This is a genomic window from Streptomyces sp. WM6378, assembly GCF_001279695.1.
GTDB lineage: Bacteria > Actinomycetota > Actinomycetes > Streptomycetales > Streptomycetaceae > Streptomyces.
Genome location: NZ_LGDD01000235.1, coordinates 51,671 through 71,592 on the forward strand (window position 1 = coordinate 51,671; position 19,922 = coordinate 71,592).

The 19,922-nt window shown below is 71.2% G+C and carries 13 protein-coding genes and 2 pseudogenes; 10 read left to right on the plus strand and 5 right to left on the minus strand.

What is annotated here, in order from left to right:
• Nucleotides 1–576: 576 nt before the first annotated feature.
• Nucleotides 577–1,626 (minus strand): YncE family protein, encoded by a 1,050-nt coding sequence (locus tag ADK54_RS19485; protein WP_053726943.1) that lies wholly within the window; start codon nt 1,624–1,626, stop codon nt 577–579.
• Nucleotides 1,627–1,789: 163 nt separating this feature from the next.
• Here ADK54_RS19485 and ADK54_RS19490 point away from each other — a divergent pair, with 163 nt between their 5' ends.
• The 8 genes and pseudogenes from ADK54_RS19490 to ADK54_RS19520 all read left to right on the plus strand — a co-directional run bounded on the left by ADK54_RS19490 (nt 1,790) and on the right by ADK54_RS19520 (nt 12,168).
• Nucleotides 1,790–2,707: a LysR family transcriptional regulator gene (locus ADK54_RS19490; protein ID WP_053726944.1), complete on the plus strand. Its 918-nt coding sequence runs from the start codon at nt 1,790–1,792 to the stop codon at nt 2,705–2,707.
• Nucleotides 2,708–2,891: 184 nt separating this feature from the next.
• Nucleotides 2,892–3,509, plus strand: a pseudogene (locus ADK54_RS43515) (GntR family transcriptional regulator); the annotation flags it as partial.
• A pseudogene (locus tag ADK54_RS43520) lies at nt 3,491–4,112 on the plus strand (oxidoreductase); the annotation flags it as partial. The pseudogenes ADK54_RS43515 and ADK54_RS43520, both read left to right, overlap by 19 nt.
• A gap of 221 nt (nt 4,113–4,333) precedes the next feature.
• Nucleotides 4,334–5,485, plus strand: a complete 1,152-nt coding sequence (locus ADK54_RS19500) for a hypothetical protein (protein WP_053726946.1) — start codon at nt 4,334–4,336, stop codon at nt 5,483–5,485.
• Nucleotides 5,486–6,133: 648 nt separating this feature from the next.
• Nucleotides 6,134–7,441 (plus strand): MFS transporter, encoded by a 1,308-nt coding sequence (locus ADK54_RS19505; protein WP_053726947.1) that lies wholly within the window; start codon nt 6,134–6,136, stop codon nt 7,439–7,441.
• Nucleotides 7,438–9,315: an alpha/beta fold hydrolase gene (locus tag ADK54_RS19510; protein ID WP_053726948.1), complete on the plus strand. Its 1,878-nt coding sequence runs from the start codon at nt 7,438–7,440 to the stop codon at nt 9,313–9,315. Before ADK54_RS19505 ends, ADK54_RS19510 begins: the two co-directional genes overlap by 4 nt.
• A gap of 202 nt (nt 9,316–9,517) precedes the next feature.
• Nucleotides 9,518–11,455: a RiPP maturation radical SAM C-methyltransferase gene (locus ADK54_RS19515; RefSeq protein ID WP_053726949.1), complete on the plus strand. Its 1,938-nt coding sequence runs from the start codon at nt 9,518–9,520 to the stop codon at nt 11,453–11,455.
• Nucleotides 11,456–11,499: 44 nt separating this feature from the next.
• On the plus strand, nt 11,500–12,168 hold the full coding sequence (locus ADK54_RS19520; RefSeq protein WP_053726950.1) for a DUF5825 family protein: 669 nt from the start codon (nt 11,500–11,502) through the stop codon (nt 12,166–12,168).
• A gap of 142 nt (nt 12,169–12,310) precedes the next feature.
• On the opposite strand, the gene ADK54_RS43525 is transcribed toward ADK54_RS19520, so the two are convergent.
• Entirely contained in the window at nt 12,311–13,459 is a 1,149-nt protein-coding gene (locus ADK54_RS43525) for a methyltransferase domain-containing protein (protein ID WP_078966483.1), read from the minus strand.
• A 399-nt stretch (nt 13,460–13,858) separates the two neighbouring features.
• On the opposite strand from ADK54_RS43525, the gene ADK54_RS19530 reads away from it, so the two are divergent.
• Nucleotides 13,859–14,470 carry a molybdopterin-dependent oxidoreductase gene (locus ADK54_RS19530; protein ID WP_420717337.1) on the plus strand — a complete coding sequence of 204 codons (612 nt, stop codon included), beginning with the start codon at nt 13,859–13,861 and terminating at the stop codon, nt 14,468–14,470.
• A 41-nt stretch (nt 14,471–14,511) separates the two neighbouring features.
• Here ADK54_RS19530 and ADK54_RS19535 read toward each other — a convergent pair whose 3' ends face one another.
• From ADK54_RS19535 to ADK54_RS19545, 3 genes are all read right to left on the minus strand, one after another.
• Nucleotides 14,512–17,295, minus strand: a complete 2,784-nt coding sequence (locus ADK54_RS19535) for a molybdopterin-dependent oxidoreductase (protein WP_053726952.1) — start codon at nt 17,293–17,295, stop codon at nt 14,512–14,514.
• Nucleotides 17,292–18,125 (minus strand): FAD binding domain-containing protein, encoded by an 834-nt coding sequence (locus tag ADK54_RS19540; protein ID WP_053726953.1) that lies wholly within the window; start codon nt 18,123–18,125, stop codon nt 17,292–17,294. Before ADK54_RS19540 ends, ADK54_RS19535 begins: the two co-directional genes overlap by 4 nt.
• A 217-nt stretch (nt 18,126–18,342) precedes the next feature.
• Nucleotides 18,343–18,996, minus strand: coding sequence for an SRPBCC family protein (locus ADK54_RS19545; RefSeq protein ID WP_053726954.1), 654 nt, complete (start codon nt 18,994–18,996; stop codon nt 18,343–18,345).
• Between the two features lie 256 nt (nt 18,997–19,252).
• Here ADK54_RS19545 and ADK54_RS19550 point away from each other — a divergent pair, with 256 nt between their 5' ends.
• The gene (locus ADK54_RS19550) at nt 19,253–19,918 is read left to right on the plus strand and encodes a TetR/AcrR family transcriptional regulator (RefSeq protein WP_053726955.1); all 666 of its coding nucleotides are present in this window, start codon (nt 19,253–19,255) and stop codon (nt 19,916–19,918) included.
• The last annotated feature ends 4 nt before the right edge of the window (nt 19,919–19,922 follow it).

A 19,922-nucleotide genomic window follows, 5' to 3' on the forward strand; every position in this document is an offset into this window, starting at 1 on the left:
GCACGTGGACGCCGCCGGGCAAGGGGAGGGAAAGCGGGGTAATCCGGGTATGCGAACGGAAATCCGTCCAGAGCCAGAAGGACATTAACGGCCGGTTCGCCCCCTGGACCAAGGGAAGTCGGGGACATTAGCTCGATACGATGATCGCGCCCGTGGGATGTTTGGCCGGGTACCGACGGAATCCAGCCATGCTGGACGGCGCGTTCCGGCGGGGTTCGGTTACGCGGATTCGAGTGCTTGAGCCAGGACGGCACCTCGATTGGCGTGCGGATGGCTGGTTGGGCGTGGGGAGTGGCGGCTACCGTCGAGCAGTCATCGGCTCGCAGGGCGACGAACGGAGTTGCGCATGGCGAAGGGGCAGGACTCCAAGAAGGACACCAAGAAGAAGCCTCTGAAGACCCGAGCTGAGAAGAAGGACAAGAAGAAGGCGAAGAAGTAGGCCGGCACGGATACTGCGGGGGAAACGCCTGACAGGTCCCCGGACATCGTGTCCGGGGACCTGTCGCACTGCCGGGCGAGGAGCCTCACGCAGCGACCTCAACAGAGGGACTCGCCTCGTCCCCCGAGCTGTGGGGGTCAGGCCGGGCGGGGGATGTAGGCCAGGCCGTGGGCGCCCACCTCGCCCAGCGCGGAGTGACCGATGCGGTTCAAGGTCGTGAGCGTCTCCAGGTCGATGACGTCGACGGTGGACGAGGCGTGGCAGGCCACGTACGCGATGCGGCCGTCGGGGGACGACGTCATGGTCAGCGGGCAGAGCCCCACCTCGACCTGGCCCAGCTGCTTGTGGGTGTCGGCGGAGAACACGGTCAGGCGACCGGGTGCCATGCGCCTGCCGCCGGACGTGGGGTCGTCCTCCATGCGCACCTCGCCCGCGAGCAGCCTGCCCGTCGAGGTGAGGTGCACCGGCATGACGGTGTCTGCCAGTGGAAGGGTGTCGATGACGGATGCCGTGTTCGTGTCGATCACCTTGATTCCAGGGGGTGTTGCCTCCTCGGAGGGGGACGGGCCCAAGTGCGGCGCGGCGACGAAGGCGCGCGTGCCGTCGGCGGAGACGGCGAGTCCCTCACTGCCCGCCACCTCGACCTTCGCGGCGAGCACGCCCCGTTCGAGATCGAGGACCGACACGAACCGAGCCTCCTTGTTGGTGACGTACCCGGTCCTGCCGGCCGCGTCGATGACGACCCAGTGCGAGCCGGGGGCTCCGGTGTCGATCCTGCCGAGGGGCCGCCGGGTCTGCGTGTCGATGACCAGGACGCCGCCGGACCGGTCGTCGGAACCCTCCACGGTGACGTACAGGCGGCCGCGCGCCGCGTCCAGCGCGAGTCCGTGCGGGGCGTGTTCGGGGGCGAGGTCGATGACCTCTACGATGCCGCGGGTGTCCGGGTCGATGAGGGTGAGCTCGGTGCGCCGGCCGCTGTTCGCGCCGTAGAAGCCCGAGTCGTACGTGTTCGAGCACCACAGCAGCCGCTGGGTCGGATCGAAGCACAACTCGTGTGGCTGGGCGATGGTTTCGAGCGAGCCGAGGTAGTGGTCGTCGCGGGCGTCGAAGAACGAGACCGAGGGGCCGCTCTGGCTGACCACGGCCAGCACATTGCCTTCTCGACCGGCACGGGGGGACTGTCGCATGGCCAATTTCCTTTATCTGATGGGTGGTTGGGCCGCGCTAGCCGCAGTGGGTGCGGCGTTCTCGCGGACATCGCCACTCTTCGCCGGAGAAGGCCCATCAGCAATGCAAGAATTGGCACTCCATCATTGACTCCATCGTAAAACCACAGCTCAGGGGCGCCTCATGGATCTCAATCTGCTACGTGTCCTGGATGCCTTGCTCCAGGAGAACAGCGTGAGCCGCGCCGCCGAGCGCCTCGGCACGTCACCCGCGGCGGTCAGCCGCAGCCTGGCCCGGCTCCGCCGTGCGGTGGGCGACCCGCTCCTGGTCCGTGCCGGACAGGGCATGGTCCCCACGCCCCGAGCCCTCGAACTCCGCGGAGAGGTGGGCGAGTTGCTGCGTGGCTGCGACAACGTCCTGCGGCCTGGGGCCGGTTTCGAGGCCGTCCACCTCCAGCGCACCTTCACCGTGCAGGCGACCGATCTGCTCCTGGCGGGAGTCGCCGGGCCCTTGACCGACCGGATCCGGGCGGCCGCCCCGCATGTGGACGTGGTGTTCCTGCCCGAGGCGCTGGAGGGCGGGCCCGCACTGCGTCAGGGCACGGTGGACGTCGAGCTCGGCGTCCTCGGGCAGCTGGAGCCGGAGATCCGCACCCGGCACATCACGCAGAAGCACCTGGTGGGGGTGGCTCGCGCCGGTCATCCCCTCTTCGACAAGCGCATCGACGCCCGCCGGTTCGCCGCCGCCGACCACATAGGCATCTCCCGGCACGGCAAACGGCGCGGCCCCATCGACCAGGCCCTCGCCGAGCGCGGGCTGCAACGTCGCGTGGCGGTCGTCGTCCCCAGCCACACGAGCGCGATGATCCTCGCCCGGGACAACGACCTCGTCGCCCTCACCCTGGCCGACTGGCTCCCCGGCACCGCCGCCGCGCTGGGGCTGCGCACCTTCCCCATCCCCTTCGACGTGGCGCCCATCGACCTGGGCCTGGCCTGGCACCCTCGCAACTCCGGTGATCCCGGCCACAGTTGGTTCCGCGACCACGTGGCGGCCGCGGTCCTCGCCCCGTCGGGGACGGGGGTTGAGAACACGCGCCGCTGACCGTTGGAGATCCTCCCGCCCCCGGGTGTAAGGGTGCACAGAGTGTCCACCTGGTGGGCGGGAAAGTGGCAGATCTTGCCACGCCCCTGGCAAAGGCACAGGTCAGAAGCGTTCGTATGTAGCGTCAAGTGGCGCAATGTCGTGGCAACACCATCGGAGGGACTCGGCCGGTACGTTCCCTGCCATGCCAGCCGAACCCGCCCCCGCCTCGCTTCCGGTCGCCGCCGCGCGCCGCCGGCGGCTGCGTGCCGACCGGGCCCGGCAGCTCGCCGACCTGCTGCGCCACCAGATCCTGGCGGGCGGCTTTCCCGGCGGTGTGCTCCCCCTGGAACACACCGTCGCCGCCGACTACCGGGCGAGCCGCAACACCATGCGCCAGGCCCTGGAGATGCTGCGCGACGAGCAACTGGTCGACCGGCATCCCGGCGTCGGCACCGTGGTGGTGTGCGAGAAGTACCCGCACGGTCTGAACCGGCTCCAGGGTCTTGCCGAGACCCTGAACGAGCACGGCCGGGTCACCAACGAGGTGCGCACCCTCGGCCCGCTCCGCGCCCCGGGCCCAGTGGCCCACCGGCTCGGCCTGCCCGAGCACAGCGACGTGCTCTGCATCGAGCGGCTGCGCCGCCTCAACGGCCTCCCGCTGTCCCTGGACCTCTCCTACCTGCCCCTGGACGTGGGCGGTGAACTGCTCGGCTGCGACCTGGAGAACACCGACGTCTTCCATCTCCTCGAATCGCTGACCGGCGCCCCGCTCGGGCACGCCGACGTCACCCTGGAGGCCCTCAATTCTCCGCTGAACTCGCCTCCGACCGGGCCCCGGTCTACCTCAAGCTCAGTCATCTGCCCGAGGAGACCATCGGCGCCGTCGAGGCGATCCCGCACACCACGGAGCGGCCCACTCGGGGCACCTTCCACGAGGGCCGCGGCCACGACTACCGCACCCACGACATCGAGATGCACATCTCGGAGATCGGACTGTGCGGCGGCCACTCCGCGTCCGGAGTACGCGGCGACGCGCACGCCCGCACCACCGTGCCCCGCCTGTACGCAGGCCGGCGACCTGGCCTGCGTACCGCACAACTACATGATCGGCGCGTTCGTCTTCGGGGAACTGGTGGGCGAGGACGTGGCCCAATTCCCTTGCTATGAGGGCGAGTTCCCCGTCGAACAGCTGGCCGCCGCCCACGAACTGATCTACCGGCCGCTGCGCCACCCGGACGGGCCTCCGCAGCCGCAGGTGGAGTGCAAACTGCGGAGGTTCGTCAACGACTACGTGGCGCCGCCGAAGTCCGGGACGAAGCTGTCGCTGGCGGTGGAGGCGTTCGACAGGATGCGGGTCGAGATCGAGGGGATGGGCGCCCGCACCCCGCACGAGCTGATGCGCTGCGCCGAGGTGTCGTTCATCCCGGGCGACGTCCTGACCCGGCCGGGTCCCGGGCCGCCGCCGGGCCAGTACCGCGAGGGGTCCACCGCGCAGCCCCCGTGTCAGGGACACCCGGCGTCCCATTCGACCTCTACCTCTACGTATGCCCCTGCGGCACGGCGAAGTCGTGGACCTGGTGCCGATTACATACGGAGGGCCGCAGAGCATACTGGTCGGGCCCCGATCACCTACAGAACGACTCCATGGCCAAGAACAGCACCTCCTCGACCACCGTCCCCGACACCGCGTGGCTGGGGCGCGGGCGCCACCTCGGGCCCGAGCCCGAGCGGGACGTCCGGCGCAACCTGATCGCCCTCAAGGCGGCCGGGGTGCTCGACGACTTCCTGGACCTCGACCCCGTCGAGGCGGCCCGCTCCACCGCTCTCTATCCGCGGGACGAAGCCGCCGACCCCGGCCCATCGGCCCGCCGTCTCTTCGAGGCCCGCTGGCGCGTGGCCGACGACGTCACCGTGCGCGCTCAGCTGACCACGTACGAACCCGAGGGCCGCCGCAAGGGGGACGAAGGCGTCACGTGGATCGTCGCCGCGGAGGCGGAGCGGGCGTGGGACGTGCGCTGGCCCTCGCCCGCCACCATGTTCTGGCCCGACAGCGACCAGATCGCCTGGGACCACGACACCCTGCCGGGCCTGCGCCTGCGGAGCACGAACCACCTGCCCAAGGACGACGACGAGCTGCGCCACCTGCTGCGGGACTGCACCCGGCAGAGCTGGTTCATCCACGTCGTGGTGCACGAGGCGATGACACCGGACGCGATGGGGCAACGGCCGATCTCGACGTTCCTGCCGCCGAGCCTGCGGCACCGGGTGGTCGAGCACCGGGGCACGCCCGAGCAGGCGCAGATCGCCGACTTCGCGATGAAGCGGGAGCTGAACGTACGGATGCCGCGCGGCGGCGCCGTCGTCCTGCCCACCACGCCCCAGAGCCCGTGGTACGAGGCCGAGCGATACACCGTCCGTACCGTCTTCCTCGACGGCTCGGAACCCACCGAACTCCTCGACAGGATCAGGGAGTTCGCCGCCCTGCCGCAGCCGATGCCCACCGAAGCGGAGCCCGCCCTCAGGCGGCTGCGCCAGGGCTGGCACCTGCTCACCCCGGACGAGGAACTGGTACACGCCCAGGCCATGGTCGCCAAGTACGCCGAGGCCCTCGATGTCATGACCAACTCCCGCGACCTGTACCGGGAGGCCGCGGAGGCGGCGCACGCCGCGCTCGCCGAGGCGAACGGCGGCGACGGTGTGCCCCGGCTGCCCGGACCGCGGCCGGTCAAGACGGACGCCTCGCCGCTCGGCGCCCTCACGAAGGCGTTCGGCCGCTTGCGGGGGCCGAACAAGTAGGAAGCGTTTCGGGTTCGCGCAGCCCCGCCCACCCCTCCGGTGCGCGCCTGCTCCTTCGGGGGCGCGCCGGTCACCCTCCCCCCTTGTAAGTTTCCGGCTCCCCTCTTGTAAGTTTCCGGCCAATGACCGCACCGGATGGAACTGTTCCGCGGGATCGCCGTCGGGGGCGTGCGAGGGAGCGCCGAGTGGGCTCGGGCGGCAGGAGGCGCCGGTCCGCCGGGCGTGGGGTGTTCGGCGCCCGCGGGCGGTCGCCGGTTCGCCGGCGGGAAGGTGCATATGCCGGACGGAGTGCGTCAACTCGCCTGTTCTGCCTGGATGTTCGCCTGAGTGAATGAGCGGGGCGGGGTCGCGTTGACGCCGCGCCGCCGAGGACGATTCCGCTCCCTTTCCCTTTTGCCCCGGCAGGCGCGAGCCCTCAGAGCCGCCCCCGCTCCCGATCAAGCAATCGGATTCTTTGCCCGGCCCTTACGGAGTCCGATTCCGGCCTCGCCGACCGAACCCTTGTGACTCCGGCGGACGCCTGGTTACGCTCCCGCTCGTTTCGCTTCCTGCACAAATTCTTCGCAACTTGACCAACTGTGGGGTGGCTGTGCGTGAACCGGAGTCCCTGGACGCACCGGGGACATCTGCGGTGTCAGCGGGGCGCCGATGAGCCCCGGCACCACAGCAGCCGACAAGCGGGCGGCCCGTCGGCCCGTGTCCCGTGACGTCCGGCTGTTCTGGTGCGCGAGCGCCTCCGACGCGCTCGGCACACAGGCCTCTGGTGTCGTTCTGCCGCTGCTGCTCCTCGGGCTCGGCCACTCGGCGGCCGTGGTCGGTCTCGTCGCCGGGGTGTCCACGGCCGCCGGGCTGCTCCTCGCCCCGCTCGCGGCGGTCCCCGCCGACCGGGGCGCGCGCAAACCCGTGATGTTCTGGTCCGCGACGGTCTCGGCGCTCGCCATGGCCGGCGTGACGGTGGCCGTGGCCGCGGGACGCCCGCCGCTCGCCCTGTTGCTCGGCGCGGTTCTGGTGGAGCGGTTCTCCACCGCCGTGTACGAGGCCGCCGCCGCCGGCACCGTGGCCATGATCGCCCCGCCCGCCGAATGTCCCCGCGTGGTGGCCGGTCTGTCGGCGGGCGACCAGGGCGCGCTGATCCTGGGCCCCGCGCTGGGCGGCGCGCTCTACCAAGCCGCCCGCGCCCTGCCCTTCCTCGCGGACGCCGTCTCCTACGCCGTGGCCGCCGGGTGCGTACGGGCACTGAGTTCCAACCTGCGGCCGGACCGGTGTGCCGACGCAGGGGCCGCGCCCGAGATGGGGGTGGACAGCGGCGCAACGGCTCCCGCTCCCGCGGCCCGGCGGCCACACCCCGCCCGCCGCATGCGGGAGGAGCTCGGGGCCGGGCTTGCCCTCGTCCGTACGTCACCCTTCCTCCGGCTCGTCCTGATCTGGACCGCCACCGTCAACGGCGTGATCGTCGCCCTCTACTACGGGGCCGTGTTCACCCTCCAGAAAGGCGGCCACGGCGGCGCGCCGATGGGGCTCGTCCTCGCGCTGTCCGGGGCCGCTGGGCTCGCCGGTTCGCTGGCCGCGCCGCGCATCGCGGGCCGGATCGGGGCCGCGCGGCTCCTTGTGACGGTGTCCTGGCTGCTCGTTCCGCTCGCGGCCGGGCTCGCGACCGCCGACGGGCCCTGGACGTACGGCGCGCTGTTCGGCGTGTTCTGCCTGCTGATGCCGCTGGTCGGCGTCGTGCTCCAGTCCCGCGCCCTTCAGGAGACCCCGCCCGGACTGCAGGCCCGTACCGGAGCGGTCCTCGCGAGTGCCGCGGGCGGCTCCGCCGCGCTCGCGCCGGTCCTGGCAGGGGTGTGCGTGACCCGCGTCGGGACGGCCGCGCCCGCCGTGGTCTGTGCGGTGGTCCTCGCGGCGCTGGCCTGGCGGACGACCGTCGTACGGTCCAGGCTCGCGGAGGTGACGGCATGACGGGCCGCTACCAGGTGTACCGGGCCGCACTGCCCGAGGTGTGCGCCGCGGATCCCACCAGGATGGTGTTCACCGGCGACGCCAACGGCCGCTGCGAGGTGTTCACTTGGGACGCCGCCACGCGCAGGTCCCGCCAGGTCACCGACCGCCCGCACGGCACCCTGCACGGCGCGATAGACCGCGACGCCCACGTGTGGTGGTTCGACGAGGACGAACACGGCACCGGACGCTGGCGGTTCCAGCCGTTCGAGGGCGGCCCGGACCGGCCGGGCCTGGTGGGCGTGCCCGAGGGCGAGCCGCGCGGCCTCGCCGTCGGTGACGACGCGTGCGTCGCCATGGGGCTCGGGGACGCACGGTCGACCGCCGTCCACCTCGGCCCGCGCGGGGGCGCCGCCCGCGAGGTGACGCGCGTCGACGGGCACGCCACCCTGTCCGGGATCACCCCCGACGGCCGCCTCCTCGCGCTCAGCGGCGCGGCCGGCTCGGCGCGGGCCGTGACCGTCCTCGCCGACGACGGCACCATCTGCGCGGTACTGACCGGGGACGAGGCAGGCGGCCGGCTCTGGGCGCTGGGCTTCGCACCCGTCTCCGACCGTGCCGAGCTGCTGCTCGTTCGCGAGTCCAACAACCGTTATTCACTTGCCAGTTGGAGACCGGAGACAGGAGTCGTCACGCACTCCTGGTGCGCCTTCGACACCGAGATCACCGCCCGCTGGCACCCTGACGGCCGCTCCCTCCTGGTCCGCCAGGACCGGCACGGCCGCAGCACCCTGCACCGCGTGCGCCTGACGGAGCGCACCGCCGAACCCGTACCGACCCCGCGCGGGACGCTGCTGGACGCCGCGCCCCGTGCCGGATCCGATGTGCACTACCTCTGGACGGACACGGCGACGCCGCCCCGCATGGCCTCCACCGCGGACACCCCGCTGCCTCCCACGTACGGCATCGCGGGCCAAGTGCCCGGAGAACACCGGGAGTTGTGGACGCCGGGACCGGACGGCCCGGTGCACTCGCTACTCAGCCTGCCCGAGGGGCGCAAGGGTGCGGTGCCCGCGGTGTTCCTGGTGCACGGCGGGCCCGCCGACCACGACCGGGACGCCTACGACGGGGTGGTGCACTCGCTGGTCGCCTCCGGGTTCGCCGTCGTACGCGTCAACTACCGCGGCTCCACCGGATACGGGCCGCGCTGGCGGCGCTCGTTCGGCCAAGGCGTCGGGCTCACCCAGGTCGAGGACCTGATCGCGGTCCGCGCCGACCTCGCCGCCCGCGGCGTCGTCCGCGCCGACGCGGTCGGGCTGTGGGGCACCTCCTGGGGCGGCTACCTGGTGCTGCTCGCCCTCGGCGTGAATCCCGGGCTGTGGCAGGCGGGGGTCGCAGTCAAACCCGTCGCGGACTGCGCGGCCGCCCACCGCACCACCACCCCGGCCCTGCGCGCGCTCGACGAGCGACTGTTCGGCGGCACCCCCGACGAGGTGCCCGAACGGTACGAGCGGAGCTCACCCCTGCACTACGCGGCCGCGGTCCAAGCGCCCCTCCTCGTCGCCGCCGCGACCCGCGATGCCAAGTGCCCGCCCGGCCAAGTGCGCGACTACCTCACTGCCCTCCAACACGCGGGCGTACGGCACGAGTCGATGTGGCTCGACACGGGCCACGACGGCTACGAGGCCGACGACCACGTCGCCGTCCTGCGCCGCGCCGTGGTCTTCCTCGACCGCGAACTGCGCGGACGGCCCCGCACCACCCCCCGAACGCCCCGCTCCGACCGGACCGGGGATTCCGGACGGGCGCGCTCAGCGGCGCCCGCCGGAACAGGCACAGGCACCACCCACACAGAGAGGAGTTCCGGCCATGCAGAAGGACATCATCCACAATGACCCGCTCGCGGGTGACGAGGAGAACCGCAAGCCGAGCGTCGGCGTGACCATCAAGGTTCCGTTCCGCAACGCCGAGGACGGCGAAGAGGACTGACCCTCGCGGCCGGCCCGGCGGTCCGCCGCCGGGCCGGCCGGCACCACCCACCCGCCGGCCCCCCGGGCCTTACTTCCGTCACGTCTCCGCACCTCCCGAGGAGCCGACATGCGTGTCCTGCTGGTCAATATGCCCTGGTCGCCGATCGACCTTCCCTCGCTGGCCCTGGGAATCCTGAAACGCAGCGTGGACGAAGGCGTGCCCGGCGCCCGCGCCGAGATCCTGCACGCCAATCTCGAATTTACCGACTGGATCACCGAACGTACGGAATTCACCGCCGACGACTACGAGTACTACGCGCTCTCCTCCTATTTCATGGGCTGTGGCGACTGGGTGTTCTCCTCCGCCCTCTACGACGACCCCACCTGGCGGGACGAGGAGTTCGCGGCCGCGATGAAGGGCAAATTGCGGAAGTCGCGGCTGCACATGTCACAGGAACTGCACCGCCAGGTACCGGAGTTCGTGGAGATGATCGCCCGGCGGATCGTCGAGTACGCACCGGACGTCGTCGGCTTCACCTCCACCTTCCAGCAGAACACCGCGGCCCTCGCCGCCGCCAAGCACGTCAAGCGGCTCGCCCCGCACATCGTGACCGTCATGGGCGGCGCCAACTGCGACGGCGAGCAGGGCGAGGCCGTCCACCGCAACTTCCCGTTTGTGGACCATGTGATCCGCGGCGAGGGAGAGTCCGCCTTCCCGCAGCTCCTGACCGCGATCGGTGAAGGCGCCCGGGGCGAGGCGCTCAACGGAGTGCCGGGCCTGTGCCACCGCGACGCCGAGGGCAGGAGCATCGTCAACCCGATGGCCACGAGCCCGCTGCCGCCGGCCACCATCCTGGCCCCCGACTACAGCGGTTACTTCGAGCGCCTCGCCGCTTCCGTGGCCCGCAACTGGGTCGAGCCCAAGCTCGTCGTCGAGGGCGCCCGCGGCTGCTGGTGGGGCGAGAAGCACCACTGCACGTTCTGCGGCCTCAACGGCTCGTTCATGCAGTTCCGCTCCAAGAGCCCCGACACGTTCTTCGAAGAGATCATGGAGCTGGCCCGGCGCCACCGGGTGCTCGACATGTACCTCGTCGACAACATCCTCGACATGGGCTACCTCACCACGGTGCTGCCGCGCATCATGGAGAGCGGCTACGACCTGCGGATGCACATCGAGATCAAGGCCAACATGCGCCGCAGCCAGCTGCGTACGCTCGCCGAAGCCGGACTCATCTACGTACAGCCGGGCATCGAGAGCCTCAACAACCGGGTGCTCGACCTGATGGACAAGGGCGTCAGCGGCTGCCAGAACGTCCGCATGCTCCGCGACGGCGCCGAGACCGGTCTCTCCGTCGCCTGGAACTACCTGCACGGCTTCCCCGGCGAGACCGCCGAGGACTACGACCCGGTCATCGCCCAGATCGCCGCCCTGGAGCACCTCGACCCACCCGTCGACCTCTCCGCACGCATCGCGATCGAGCGGTTCAGCCCCTACTTCAACCGCCCCGAACTGGGCTTCGACGGACTGCGCCCCGAGGCGCACTACCGCTTCACCTACGACCTGCCGGAGTCGGAGCTCTACGACCTCGCGTACGTCTTCGAGGCCCCGCAGCGCGGCATCACCGAGCCCACCGTCACCGCGCTGAACAACGCGCTCGACGCCTGGAAGAAGCACCACGCGGATGCCCGGCTCACCCACACCGACCTGGGCGACCGCATCGTCCTGGTCAGCAGGCGGCGCACCTTCGCCTGGCGCGCGATGGAGCTGACCGACCCGTTCGAACTGGTCGCCTTCCGCCTCCTCGACCAGCCGCACACGGCCGCCGCGCTGACCCGCAAGGCCGCGGCCCGCGCCAAGGGCGCCGCGCGCGAGGAGCACGAGGTGCAGCAACTACTCGACAGCTGGCTGGAGTTGGGCCTGGTCTTCACCGACGGCGGCCAGTACGTCCACATCGCGCCCTCGGCCGTCAACGAGGACCTGCTGCGCCTGGACTTCATGCGCCACGCGCAGGCCGCGCTCGACGCCGCCGAACAGTCCGGCAGGCCCGAGCCCGTGAGCGTCTGAATCCGCGCGTGTCCGACTCAGTACCAGCAGGAGGAGCAAGGCCGATGACCACCGCCCTCACCACCGCCACCGAGGCCCTCACGGTCGCCGCCTGGCGCGACTACGACCCCGACGCCTGCGCCCTGCCCGGGATGTGCCTGGGAGAGGTGGAACTGACCGGGCCCATGGGCGAGGAGAGCGACCGACTGTGGGAGCTGGGCGCACGTCGCGTCCGCCTGCCCGAGCCCGTCGACCTCAACGACCCGCGAACAGCGGACCGCGCCGTACGCGCCCTGAGCCTCGTGCGGGATCTGACGGCCCGGGCCGTCCTGGTCGAGTGGAAGCTGCGGCTCGACCCGACGGCGGCCGACGGCACCTGGCGGATCCTCAGCCACCTCCAGCCGCCGCAGCGCCTGGCGGGACCCGCCGACGCGGCCGGCGACCTGCGCCGGTGGCGCGACGGGCACTACCTCTGCAAGTGCCTGTGGCGGCAGGGCCCGGGCTTCGTCCAGATCCGCGACCGCCGCTGGGGCGACCTGCGCCGCTTCACCGCCGATGAGCCCGAATACCAGCAGGTCATCGAGACCTTGGCCTACGGCGCACCCACCACATCGGTACCCCCCGCGGTCCTCGCCGACTTCGTGGAGGAGCGCCTGGTCCTGGAGGTGGGCGAGCTCGCGTGGTGGCTGCCGTACCGGGTGAACCGCTGGATCCAGGAGGCCATGGCGATCTGACCGTACTTACGGCGTGGCGCGTACGATCACGCGCGAGCCTTCGCAGCCACTCCCGGACCGCACTGCCGTGGTCTCCGGCGCCCATGTGGTGCCTCCTTGCGGGGGTGACAAGGTCGTGGGCCTGTTTCCCCCGGCTGCCCGGCTACCCGGCGAGGGTGGCGTGGGCCAGGAAGTGATCGGGGGCGTCCTCGTACTCGTCCAGGTTCCAACCGGTCGCCTCCAGGGCTGGGCGGAGATTGTGCTCCGCGAGGAGGTCGCCGGGATCGAGGGGGCGGCCGTGCCGGGCCGCTCGCTCCGCGCGGCCGGAGGGGTGGAAGAGCAGGAGCACACAGTCGGACGTCGCGACGCGGGCCCACTCCGCGAGGGCGGTGCGTGGGTCGGGGAGGTGGTCGAGGAGCCCCGCCGAGAAGATTCCGTGCACGGACCGGCGGGGCACGGGGAGCCGGGCGCAGTCGGCCGCCAGCAGGTGCCCGTGCCGGGTGCGGCCGTGCCGGGCGGCGGCCGCCAGCATGGCCGGTGTGACATCGATGCCGAGTACGCGGCCGTGGGCCCCGACCTGTTCCCGGAGCGCGGGCATGGCCCGCCCGGTACCGCATCCGAGGTCCAACGCGGTTTCGCCGGGCCCCAGTTGCATGCGGAACGCCGCGGCCTCGTAGGCCGGCGTCTGGTGGGCGAACCGCTCCTCCCAGGCGTCGGCCCGATGGGTGAAGAAGGCCCGAGTGGCGGTGTGTTCGGCCCGTGCCGCCACCAAAGTGGCGAAACGGGACAGGAGTTGACCAGTCCAGGCATCGTCCCTGCCGTCATGAACCCCGGCGAACCGCACTCCCCAGGCGCTGCTGCCGAGACGGAACGCCTGGCCCGGGTAACCCCGGGCGGTGGCAAGTACGACGGCGCCGGGCGGCAGGGCGACCTCCGCGGGATCCGGCCGCAAGCCCGAGGGCAGGGAGCCCGCGAAGAGCGGGTCGGTGCTCGCGGCCCGGGTCGCCTCCACCGCGGGCCCCTCGGAGGCGGAACCCGTGGCGGTCACCTCGGCCAGTAGTTCGGCGCCGCTCCCCAGGGCCAGGACCGGCACCTGTGCGGCGAGTGCTTCCCGCATGAGGGGCAGCCCGCTGGTGCCGGCGGGATACGGCGCGGCCAGGATGATCAGACCCTCGACATCGCTGAGATCGATCGAGGGAAGCCCGCCCGCGTCGAGCGGGACGGACCGGACGGTGAGACCCGCCGCGCTGAGGGCCCCACCCACCGCGGCCGGCACCCCGGCGGACGCCTGCTGTACGACGACCACGGCCATCACCCACTCCTTACATTCGAGCTCGTCCGGCCCCAATGGCTGGCATCCACGCAAGGATGCGCCCATCCAGCCTGCATATGCCAGACCATCTCTCGTGCCGAGACGTCGTGTCATGAGGGCGGTGCCGAGCCCCGGAATCTTTAGGAGGCCTCGTGCGCCGAACCGCGAACGGCGTACGAGGCCTCCTGCCGGTGTGTCCCCGTGGCGGCGAGAGCCACTCCTCCGCCCCGTCCCGGTACCGCAAGTGAATCAAGGTGCGCAGCCGCGGGGCTACTGGATCAGCCCACAGAAACAAGCCCGTCTGGCCGGTATACGTACAGGCGATCATCCAAGAGGCGAACAGCCAGAAAGAGGTAGCATCTGCAAGGCTGAATGCCGCTTTGATCTTGCTGTTGCTGTATCCGGTGCGGAGGAAGAGGGAGGTGTGTGGTGGGAAGCGAACCCGTCCCTCCGGGGCAGCGGGTGGCGAAGGGGTGGCCGGTGTCCCACTACGGCCCCGTGCCGCGGTTCCGCGCCGACCGCTGGAACCTCCAGGTCTTCGGATCCACCGCGACCGGTGAGAAGTACTCGTGGACCTTCGACGAGGTCATGGCGCTCCCAGCGGCGACGATCACCACGGACCTGCACTGCGCGTCGGGCACCACGACCCTCGGCCACGAGTTCTACGGTGTGCCCGCCGCCGTCCTGCTGAAACTGGCGCCGCCCGACCCGCGGGTCACCCACGTCATGGCGTGGGCCGAGTACGGCTACAACGCCAACCTGCGACTCGACGACTTCGCCGCGGACCGGACCCTCATGGCCACCCACCACAACGGTGAGACCCTCACCGCCGAGCACGGCTTCCCACTCCGCCTCGTCGTCCCGCACCTCTACGGCTACAAGGGGCCGAAGTGGCTGCGCGCCATCGAGTACATGACGCGGGACCGGCGCGGATTCTGGGAGGAGCGGGGCTATCACAACCTCGCCGACCCGTGGACCGAGCAGCGCCACTCGTACCAGGAGGACGAGTAGCGCTGCCGGGTTTCCAGCCGTCAAGTACCAATCCCAGCGCCCTAGTTGGCGGCCTCGCGGGCCTGTCGGTCCATGGCGAGCCAGACGCGGTCCCGGGTGACCGGCATTTCGGTGAACCGGATGCCGGTGGCATCGCGCAGCGCGTTCGCGAAGGCGGGGCCCACCGGATTGAAGGGGCTCTCGCTCATCGACTTGGCGCCGAGCGGGCCGATGGCGTCGGTGGTCTCCATGAAGTGGACCTCGGTGCGCGGGACGTCCGCGTACTGGGGGAGGCGGTAGCGGCGGAACGCGGCGGTGGTGACCTCGCCCCGGTCGTCGACGCGCACCGTCTCGAAGAGCGTCGCGCCGAGTGCCTGGGCGACCCCGCCCTCGACCTGGCCACGGCACTGCATCGGGTTCATGACCTTGCCCGCGTCGGCCGCGTGGACACTGCGCAGAATGCGGATCTCGCCGGTGCCGGGGTCCACGGCGAGGCGGAACCACTGCGCGTTGAAGGCGACCGAGCGCGGCGAGCCGCCCCAGTGACCGTCGGCGGCCAGCTCCTCCGGCGCGCCCGCCGCCCGGGCCGCCTCGTGGAGCTCCTTGAGCGTCACCACCCGGCCCGCGCAGTCGACCGCCTCGGGCCCGAGGACGCACAGGTGGCGGGCCACCCCCGTGTGCCGGGCGGCGAAGGTCCGCAGCCGTTCGGCGAGCGAGGTCGCGGCCAGCAGGACCGCCTTGCCGGCCACGACCGTACCCGCGGAACCGAAGGCGCCCGTGTCGTGGCGGACGACGTCCGTGTCGGACTGGCGGACGGTGAGGCGGTCCTCGGTGGTGTTCAGGGCGCCCGCGGTGATCTGCTTGTGCACGGTGGTGGTGCCGTTGCCGAACTCCGCAGTGCCGACGGCGATGTCGTACGTCCCGTCGGAGAGGAGGGACACCCGGGCGTCGGCGTAGTGCCCGCCGGGCGGCCCCGTCGCGATCATCGCCATGGCCGTGCCCTGGCCCACCAGCCAGCCCTCGGGCGCCTTCGCGGAGCTCTCGTCCTCGGCGATGGCCGTGCGGACGACGTTCAGGCACTGGTCGAGCCCGTACGAGGCGATGTGCAGGTCCTCCTCCTCGCCGATCGGGCTGTGCATCGGCTCGCCGGGACCGATGATGTTCTTCTCCCGGAAGACCAGCGGGTCCATGCCGAGCCGGCGGGCCAGCTCGTCCATCACCGACTCGACGGCGAAGGTGACCTGGCCGAGGCCGTAGCCCCGGAACGCGCCCGCCGGAACGACATTCGTGTACACGGAGAACGCGTCCACCTTCTTGTGCGGGGCACGGTAGACGGCGAACGACTCACCGACGCTGTGGAACATCACGGCTGGGCCGTGGTTGCCGTACGCGCCGGTGTTGGAGACCACGCGCATCTGGATCGCGGTCAGGGTGCCGTCGGTGCGGGCGCCCACCTTGATGCCGATCTTGAAGGGGTGGCGGGTGGTCGCGCCGTAGAACTGCTCGGCCCGGGTGTACTCCAGCTTCACCGGGCGGCGCAGTTTCAGCGCGGCCAGCGTGACGATGTCCTCGGTCAGCATCTCCTGCTTGCCGCCGAAGCCGCCGCCCACCCGGCCCGCGACGACCCGGACCTCGTCCTCGGGCAGGTTGTACAGGGCGCACAGCGCGCGGCGCGTCAGGAACGGGGTCTGGGTGGAGGAGCGGACGGTGAGGCGCTCCCCGGTGCCGTCCTCCTTGGGCTCGAAGTAGGCGACACAGCCGTGGGTTTCGAGGCTGGCGTGCTGGACGCGCTGGGTGCGGAAGGTCTCCTCGTAGGTGACGTCGGCGGCGGCGAAGCCGTCTGCCACGGACCCGATCTCGCCGTGCACCTCACCGGCCACGTTGTTCTCCACGCGGGCGATCCGCACCTCGGGCCCCTTGCCCTCGTGGACCTTCGGGGCGCCGGGAGCCATCGCCTCCTCCGGGTCGATGACGTAGGGGAGTTCCTGGTAGACCACCTCCACCCGGCGGCAGCCCTCCTCGGCCGCCTGCTCGCTGTCGGCGACGACGGCCGCGACGCGCTGCCCGACGTAGCGGACGGTGTCGTCGAGCACGCGGGTGTCGTCGGGGTCCTCGGTGGGGTGCTCGTGGCGGGCGGAGGAGTAGAGGGTGTCGGGGGCGTCCTCATGGGTGAGGACGGCGTGCACCCCGGGCACGCGCAGGGCGGCGGCGGTGTCGATGGAGAGGATCCGGGCGTGCGGGTGCGGGGAGCGCAGCAGCTTCATGTGGAGGAGCCCGGGCACCTCCACGTCGAAGGTGTAGCGCGCGGTCCCGGTCACGACCTGCGGGCCCGCCGGCGCGCCGAGGCTCTTGCCAACTGCCTTGCCGGCACAGGGGCGTTCGGTGTGCCGCACGCCTCGTACGGCGTCCTCGATGGCGCGATAGCCGGTGCAGCGGCAGATGTTGCCCTTGAACGCGCGGGGCAGATCGGCCAGCTTGTGGTCGTCGTGCTCGGTGCCCCGCTCGGCTTCGAGGGCGGCCGTCGTCATCAGGAATCCGGCGGTGCAGAAGCCGCACTGGAAACCCTGGGCGTCGAGGAACTTCCGTTGTACGGGGTGGAGTTCACCCTCCGGCGAGGCGAGCCCTTCGACGGTCGTCACGCTCCGACCCTCCGCCCGCACCGCCGGATACAGGCAGCTGTGCACCGGCTCGCCGTCCACGTGGACGGTGCAGGCCCCGCAGTCTCCCTGGTCGCAGCCCTTCTTCACGCCGAACCAGCCGCGCTCGCGCAGATACGTACGCAGACACTGGCCCGCCCTCGGCTCGGTGTCGAAGCGCTGGTTGTTGACCTCGATGTCGAAGCTCATCGCACACCGTCCCCGGAGAGGTGGGTCAGTTCGTGGCGCACTTCCTCGGCGAGGCGCAGCCCCATGTGGTGCCGCCACTCCGGCAGTCCGTGGATGTCGTCGTACCAGTCGTCCTCGCCGACGGCCGTCTCGATCGCCCGGCGCAGCTCGCCCCGGTCCGGAGGCAGCGGGAACCAGAGGCGGAACGGCCGTACGGTCGCCGCGCTGATCGTCACCGCCATCGAGCCGTCCACGGGGTCGAGCGTGCCGATGACCAGGGCGCCCGAGCGGCCGAGCCCGTACAGCGATGCCTGCCGGAAGGCCGTGTGGCAGGCCAGGGCCCGCGCGGGCAGGGTGACCGAGCGGAGCAGCTCGCCCTCGTCGAGGACCTTGCGGCCCGCGCCGGTGATGAAATCGACGACCTTGACGCTCCGCAGCGAGCCCGTCTGCGACTGGAGCAGGCACGAGCCGTCGAGTGCGGCGGTCAGCGAGATCATGGGGCCCGCGGGCAGCCCGTTGCAGAGGTTTCCGCCCAGGGTCGCCATGTTCCAGATCTTGAACGAGGCCAGAAAGGCCCGGCAGCACCGCTCGAACAACGGCGCCGCCCGAGCCGTGAACTGCCGCCCGAATCGGGAGAGTTGGGCGATGGTGCACGTCGCCGCGATCTCCAGCGCCCCGTCCTCGCCGAGGCTCAGCGGCTCCCATCCCATGCGGCTCAGATCCACCAGACGCCGCAGGTGCGGCTGCGGTTCGGAGAACAGGTAGGTGCCGCCGCCCAGCCACGCGTCACCGGGCTGCCAGGGCTCACGAAGCCGTGCGTCCCGCACGTCCGCCACCGTGTTCAGATCCATGTCTTCCCCCGTGCTTCGACCACTGCATCCAGGCCAGTGAAGCCGGGGCAGAGGCCGAAAACGACTGGTTCAGCACACGGAAAACGTCGTCTCGGTGAGACGCGCACTGGATGAACAACCAGGGGGCATTCGGGACGATCGGCCGCCCTTTCCGGGCACGAGCCAGAACTCGCGTTCAGGCACTTGGGGAGGGTGGCGGCCCGGCCGGGCGCGGCAATCAGCGCGACCGGCCCGCTTCCGCGGCGGACTTCAGGTCGCGCAGCCACCCCTCAAGGCCGTCGCTGAGGATCTTGGTCGCGGCGGGGACGTTGGCGTCGACCTGGGGGCCGCTGTGTGTCTCCTCGGTGCGCACGAGGACGCCGCCCCTGACCTTCGTGAAGTTCCATACGTGCACGCCGTCGATGTGCAGTCCTGCACCGATCGCGGGGCCGGTCCAGCGGATGCACGAGTTGTGCTTGATCTGCTGGACGGTCGAGGTGATGTCCAGGCTGGTGGCGGGAGTCGAGGGGTTGGGCGGTACCGGGGTCGTCCACCGGAACGCCGAGGCCTTGCGGAAGGGGCCCTGGTCGAGCCGTTCCGACGTCTTGACCACGGCCTGCCAGGACGGCCAGCGCTCCACGTCGGTCTGCAGCTTCCAGATGGTGCTCAGCGGCGCGTGGATCACGGTCTCGGTCCGGTAGCGGACACGGGCATTCGGGTCGACGCCCTCCCCGCGGCAGGTGAGCGACTTGCTGGGGTGAGGTGCGGCCCCGGCGGGCGCCGCCGACATGGTGCCGAGGACGGCGACGGCGAGTGGGACGGCGACCAGGGCGGCACGGAGGCTGGTCCTGCGGACGCGACGGTTCGACGACGGCGCTCCTGAAGCTGACATGACGTTCCCCTTTGAGTGCGAGTCAGTGCGAGTTGGTGCGAGTGGCCAGGCGTGCGGACCGGTGCGGGTGGGCGGCGGACGTACAGGCTGGACGTGCCCGCCACCCCGTGATGCTTTAGATGGTTTGCCATTTGCTAGAAGCTCTAACACTAGAAGTTCTAACACCCGGCCGCGCTAGCCGTCAATAACCTTCGTGATAGCCTCTAACTAAATCTGGCGGCTGTAGCCGCCGACCGTACGGAGAGGTGGCAGGCCGGTGGCGGAATCGGGCGCCAAGACGCCGCGCGAGCGTTATCGCGCGCAGGTCCGGGCGGAGATCAAGCAGCACGCGTGGGAGCAGATCGCCACGGCGGGGGCGTCCGCGCTGTCCCTCAATGCGATCGCCAAGCAGATGGGGCTGAGCGGGCCCGCGCTCTACCGGTACTTCGCCGGGCGCGACGAGCTGATCACCGAGCTCGTCCGGGACGCGTACCGGAGCCTCGCCGACACGCTCCGGGCGGCCACCGAGGCCTCCAAGTCCGGCCCCGACATCGCCATCCTGGCGAACGCGCTGCGCGACTGGGCCCTGGAGGACCCCAACCGCTACTTCCTCGTCTACGGCACGCCCGTCCCCGGCTACCACGCGCCCGGTGACATCACCGGAATCGCCGACGAGATCATGAGGATGCTGCTCGACGCGTGCGCGGCGCTGCCCCTGGACGGCCCCGCTTCGCCGTTCGCCGCACACCTCGCGGAGCACCGGCAGTGGGCGGAGGGGCACCCCGCTCCGCCCGCCGCACTCCACCGGGCCCTGGCCTTCTGGACGAGGCTGCACGGTGTGCTGTCGCTGGAAGCCGCGGGCCACTTCACCGGGATGGGCTTCGACCCCGGGCGGCTCTTCGCCGCCGAGCTGGACGGCCTGCGAGGCGCCGAACTGGCGTGAACTC

Coding starts and splice junctions, on each gene's coding strand:
- ADK54_RS19485 (WP_053726943.1), bottom strand. CDS start 1,626: ATGCGACAGTCCCCCCGTGCCGGTCGAGAAGGCAATGTGCTGGCCGTG.
- ADK54_RS19490 (WP_053726944.1), top strand. CDS start 1,790: ATGGATCTCAATCTGCTACGTGTCCTGGATGCCTTGCTCCAGGAGAAC.
- ADK54_RS19500 (WP_053726946.1), top strand. CDS start 4,334: ATGGCCAAGAACAGCACCTCCTCGACCACCGTCCCCGACACCGCGTGG.
- ADK54_RS19505 (WP_053726947.1), top strand. CDS start 6,134: ATGAGCCCCGGCACCACAGCAGCCGACAAGCGGGCGGCCCGTCGGCCC.
- ADK54_RS19510 (WP_053726948.1), top strand. CDS start 7,438: ATGACGGGCCGCTACCAGGTGTACCGGGCCGCACTGCCCGAGGTGTGC.
- ADK54_RS19515 (WP_053726949.1), top strand. CDS start 9,518: ATGCGTGTCCTGCTGGTCAATATGCCCTGGTCGCCGATCGACCTTCCC.
- ADK54_RS19520 (WP_053726950.1), top strand. CDS start 11,500: ATGACCACCGCCCTCACCACCGCCACCGAGGCCCTCACGGTCGCCGCC.
- ADK54_RS43525 (WP_078966483.1), bottom strand. CDS start 13,459: ATGGCCGTGGTCGTCGTACAGCAGGCGTCCGCCGGGGTGCCGGCCGCG.
- ADK54_RS19535 (WP_053726952.1), bottom strand. CDS start 17,295: ATGAGCTTCGACATCGAGGTCAACAACCAGCGCTTCGACACCGAGCCG.
- ADK54_RS19540 (WP_053726953.1), bottom strand. CDS start 18,125: ATGGATCTGAACACGGTGGCGGACGTGCGGGACGCACGGCTTCGTGAG.
- ADK54_RS19545 (WP_053726954.1), bottom strand. CDS start 18,996: ATGTCAGCTTCAGGAGCGCCGTCGTCGAACCGTCGCGTCCGCAGGACC.